General features: G+C 42.7%; 3 protein-coding genes. 1 reads left to right on the forward strand and 2 read right to left on the reverse strand.

All coding sequences use genetic code 11. The annotated features are described in order from the left end of the window. Positions 1 to 136 precede the first annotated feature (136 nt). Complete coding sequence (locus tag F6K57_RS36400) at positions 137 to 3,607, reverse strand: response regulator (protein WP_293073021.1); 3,471 nt, start codon at positions 3,605 to 3,607, stop codon at positions 137 to 139. Positions 3,608 to 3,875: 268 nt separating this feature from the next. On the opposite strand from F6K57_RS36400, the gene F6K57_RS36405 reads away from it, so the two are divergent. Continuing rightward, positions 3,876 to 4,535, forward strand: coding sequence for a hypothetical protein (locus F6K57_RS36405; RefSeq protein ID WP_075903728.1), 660 nt, complete (start codon positions 3,876 to 3,878; stop codon positions 4,533 to 4,535). A gap of 292 nt (positions 4,536 to 4,827) precedes the next feature. Here the strand turns inward: F6K57_RS36405 and F6K57_RS36410 are convergent. After that, positions 4,828 to 5,033, reverse strand: a 206-nt coding sequence (locus tag F6K57_RS36410; protein ID WP_293073025.1) for a peptidoglycan-binding domain-containing protein, incomplete at its 5' end; no start/stop codon positions are given.

Raw genomic sequence — 5,033 nt, forward strand, 5'->3', positions numbered from 1 at the left:
AAATCAAGGAAAGTAGGTTGTAAAAACAACGTGTTCTAAAGGAATTGGTTGCGCCGTGTGCATGGAGACATGCTCGCACGGTGCTTAGGGGGCGAAGCGGGGGTAACCCCGCCGACCTACCCGATGCAACGCCGAATTATGACTCATGCAACGCTTCTGCCCGTTCCCAGTCCTCTGGCACACCATAAGTTTGATACCGTTGGCAGCGTTTGACATAGAGCATGGCTGCTTTATCCTGGGGATTGGTTTGTAAAACTGACTGAAATATCTGTTCAGCTTGGGCGAAAGCTTGCCGATGGTAGAGAAAAGCAGCTTGTTCAAAGTTACTCTTAGTTTGTCTCTTTAACTGCTTCAGTTGCGGCTGATCTTGATCAAATAGCTCAAATACTGCCACCGGTTTATTTTTTCCCTTAACTTTGACTCGATCCAGAAACCTATAACTGTACTTTTGAAACTCATTCAGGTTATAGAGGGTTTGTTGGCTAATCATAATCCCTGCACCATAAAGTTTGGTTAATCCTTCCAAGCGGGAAGCAAGATTCACTGCATCAGAAATAACCGTACTTTCCATCCGCTTTTGTTCACCGATGGTTCCTAGCATTAAGCTACCTGTATGTAAACCAATACCGATAGTAATCGGAACATAACCACTTTGGCACCGATGCTGATTGTAGACCGCAACTGTTTGCTGCATCTCAAGTGCACCTTGAACCCCATCATCCGCTGACTCAGGAAAAAGTGCCATGACTCCATCTCCAATGTACTTATCAATAAAGCCATTGTGAGCGCGGATTGCTGGACTAACTCGACTCAGATAGCTATTAATAAAATTAAAATTTTCTTGAGGAGATAACTGTTCTGATAGGCTGGTAAAAGAGCGAATATCAGCAAAAAGAACAGTCATTTCTTTTTGAACGTGATCCCCTAATTTAACATCAACAATACTGTCATATCCTAGGAAGCGCAAAAAATCATGGGGGACAAATTTACCATAAGCAGAGGTAATTTGAGAAAGCCGTAGATGACTTTTAATTCGGGCTAACAATTCATGCTTAGAAAAAGGCTTAGTCAGATAATCATTTACCCCAAAAGTAAACCCTTCTACCAAATCGGAAACTTGATTGTTGGCGGTTAACATGATCACCGGAAGTTCACTGGGCAAAAACTTCTGGCGAATTTTTTCGCAAACTTCATAGCCGGTCATGCGGGGCATCATCACATCCAGTAAGATCAAGTCAGGCTGGAAGCCAGTTGAGAGCATTTCTAAAGCTTCTAAACCATTAGTGGCTGTAGCGATCGCATAGTTTTCCATGGAAAGATAATTGCTAATAACCTGGCGGTTGACTGGTTCATCGTCCACAATCAAAATTTTGATATATCCACTGTCTGCTGCTAAGGCTCCAGTAAAGTTCGGGGTTTCATTCGTCAAATCCGGAACTGGAGCGATTGATTCAATTTGCAACAGTGCTGAGGTCTGCTGAACCTGCCTCTGAGACACTGGCAAAGTAAATGTAAACTGGGAACCAGACTTATTTTGCGATCGCTTAGGGGATCCTCCCAGGCGACATTGTGCTTCTGGCAGGCTAAGCGATCGCACATGAATTTTGCCACCGTGTAACTCGACTAACTGTCTAGTAACCGCTAATCCCAAACCCCTCCCGCCATATTTTTTAGTCCTGGAGCAATCTACTGATTCAAAGGAGTCAAAAATCCGATTTAATTTATCTGCTGGAATACCAATTCCTGTATCTGAGACAGTAATGACTAACATTGGTAACTCGTCATTGCTAACGGGTAACTGCTCAGCTGATACTTCCACCTTACCAGATTCAGTAAACTTAATAGCATTCTCAATTAAGTTATAAAGAATTTGTTGCAGCCGATTTTCGTCAGCATCGACCAAGGGCAGATCGGCAGGAATTGAGTTAATTAACTGCAAAGGTTTTTTCGCAATTAGAGAGTGGGAATGTCCAAGGACGAGATTGGCTATTTCTCGCATGCTGACTGGCTTAATTTGAAGTTCAAGATGTTTGTGTTTTAGCTTCGAAAAATCCAGGAGATCGTTGACTAAATTCCCTAGTCTTTTTCCACTAGATGCAATGATGGCAAGATTAGCGTTTGCTTTGGAGGGCAATTGTCCTGCAACACCATCCATCAGGGATTCAGCAATACTGATCATGCCATTGAGGGGGGTGCGGAGTTCTTGGGAGGTATTCGCTAAAAATTCGTTTTTCAGTTGATCGAGGTGCTGCAATTCAGTATTCTTGGCTTCTAGGGTGGCAAAGGACTCTTGCAATTGTCTTGCCATGTTATTAAATGCCTTAACCAAAACCCCAAGCTCATCGGAGCGCTCCTGGTTGACAATTTGGTCAAATTGTCCCTTCTCTAGAGCAATGGCTGCATCCTTCAGTTGGAGGATAGGCCGCACAACCCAACGGGATGTAACGATTCCGACTTCTGTTGCTAGTAACAATGCTACTAGGCATAAGGCAATAGTAGTGCGGGTATGGGCGTGGATTTGTTCGATGAAATCCGCTTCTGGCACCACTACCACAATCAACCAATCCAAGCCAAACTCATCTTGAAACGGCTGTATTTGTACAAATTTTCGTTTACCGTCAACAGCAAATTCCCATTGCTGTAAACGTTGAATTGGTTGTTTTTGATTCAGCTTGGTTGATAAATATTGAGCCGTAGTTTTAGTGAAAGCATTACTACTATCCGTTGCTTTAAATCGTTCGGCTCCGTAGTCTTGGTGAGTAGTGCGAAAAGGCTTCTCACCGGTAGAGGTTGCCACGAGCATTCCCGAACGTTCAATGATAAAAACTTGTCCAGTTTTGCCAACGTTTAGACTGCGTAAAAATTTGCCGATTTGTGATAAGTTTATATTAGTTAGGAGTACCCCCTGCAATTGATCCTGTTTGTCGTAAAACGGCATTGATGCACCGAGATAGGCAGTTACACCAGCAGTATTGGGGTAAATTTCACTCCAAGTTGAGCGACCAGCTTTGACAGCAGTTCTATACCATGGTCGAGTGCGCGGATCAAATTTAATACTGTCTAGGATTTCCTGACGCTTCTTGATGCAGTCACTCATGGGGATTTCCCCCAAAACCGCGCTACATCGCTCCCCAGATTCGTTAGTAGAATAGGAGTAAAAAATATGATTGCTAGCTTTGGTGGAGACTCTTAGTATCAGTGTACCATCATCTAATCGTTCTGCTCCTAGGTTGTCTTTATTCTCTAAGCCTAATCCAGTAAATGTCAGGGTATTAAATATCTGAAGCTGCCGCCAAAAGTAACGCTCTAATTGAGGAATATCTTGCAAATTCAATTGACCTAGATTGATGGCAGTGGCATTAATCTGATTAACTAGATGAGGAATGGTTAGGTAAGCATCCAAATTCTGCTCAACCCGAGCATTGACTTCTTCAAGCAGTTGAGTAGCAACATCATTAACCGCTCTCTTGCTGTTTCTATAGGACAGATATCCCACAAGTCCCACAGCTGCGAAGATTTGCAGGACAAATGGTATGACCAAGATCAGGCGAAGGGGAACTTTCCCAGAAACCTTGGAAACCCCTTGGGCTAAAGATTTGAATATCATTTGCTTGTGCCATCCTGCTTGACTGACAAATCGCATTTGAGTTACATTTACAGAGTTCCCAGAAATTTAGAAAAAGTAGCGTCAGCACCCTTGACTGAAGTAAGCAGGCTTAAAGTCCTTGATTTCCTGATGCCTGAATGCTTAGAAAGGACTTCATAAATCTTTATCTGGAGTATCCCTTGTTTTGTTACCAAATTATCGTGAGCGGAGTATAATAGAGTTATTTGGCCATTAACTCTAACCTTAGTTTTGGTTTGGGAGCATCAAAATGCTTACTTTAAAAGTGTTCTCAGTGGCTACAGTTGCCGTCCTATTAAGCAGTTGCTTAATACCTGAAAAAGCCTTGGCTAGTCGTCTTGATTTCACCACTGAAGCGATTGGGAGCTCAAGTCCTTCAAGAATACTAAATGCCAGTATTGGTCAAACCCTACAAAACGGCGATTTTACGATAGAAAGGACTGGGGGTAACACCACCCTTGGTAATGGAATTGATGAAGATACCAGTTGGAGCTTTGATTTTTCTGACTTGGGAACATCAATAAATGAGTTATCGCAAGCGAAACTAATTTTAGACCTGACACCAAACAACTCCCTGATTACTACCGATGTATTTGGGATCATAGGATTGGATACTATTATTATTGATCTGATCCGCAATCTCCCAGTACGAACTAAGCAATCGGTGTCTTTAAATTTACTGGAGTTTTACGACTCAGGAGAAATCGTGAACGTCTTTAATGCCAATAGTGGCAAGATTCCAGTATTTTATGGAGATGATGCCATTGTTTCTCGTGCTGAGCTGTCATTGTCTACAGGTGAAAGAATTCCCGAACCTACTGCTACCCTAGGTATTTTAGCTTTGGGGGCTTTAGGAATTAGTTCCGTATTGAAGCAGAAAGTCAAGCAGCAGAAACAAGCAAAGCAGTAATATCAATCAAGAATTATCACTAGTTAACCGGCAAAAATATATAGCAATTGTCTTTCCCATGAGGTACAAATAGATCCCCCTAAATCCCCCTTAAAAAGGGGGACTTTGAGCTTGAGAAGGGTACCTCATAAATGCAATAAACGCTATAACTAACACTATAACTAGTGTTTTGTTGACGGTTGATGATTGAATAGTTAACAGTGAACAGTTAACTTTCAATCGTCAACCATGCCCTTAAGGCCGTAGGCCACGCTGCGCGAACGGCCACGCTACGGGAACCACAAAAATTTCATCAACGTAGCAAAGCATTCCAAGTAGCAGGACCAACAATGCCATCAGGTTCTAGTTTGAACTTGCGCTGAGCGGCTTGAACTGCGGCTTTCGTAACCTCTCCAAATACCCCATCTACTGTGGCTTTTAAAAAACCAAGAGATTTCAGTCGCCTCTGCAATTGCTGGACTGCTGGACCACGCATACCTTGTCGGAGAATTGGTAAGG

It is taken from the genome of Moorena sp. SIO4A5 (assembly GCF_010672005.1).
Classification (GTDB): domain Bacteria; phylum Cyanobacteriota; class Cyanobacteriia; order Cyanobacteriales; family Coleofasciculaceae; genus Moorena.

What these genes read in the sequence shown, in the direction of transcription:
- F6K57_RS36400 (WP_293073021.1), bottom strand. Translation starts at nt 3,607, where the DNA reads ATGATATTCAAATCTTTAGCCCAAGGGGTTTCCAAGGTTTCTGGGAAA.
- F6K57_RS36405 (WP_075903728.1), top strand. Translation starts at nt 3,876, where the DNA reads ATGCTTACTTTAAAAGTGTTCTCAGTGGCTACAGTTGCCGTCCTATTA.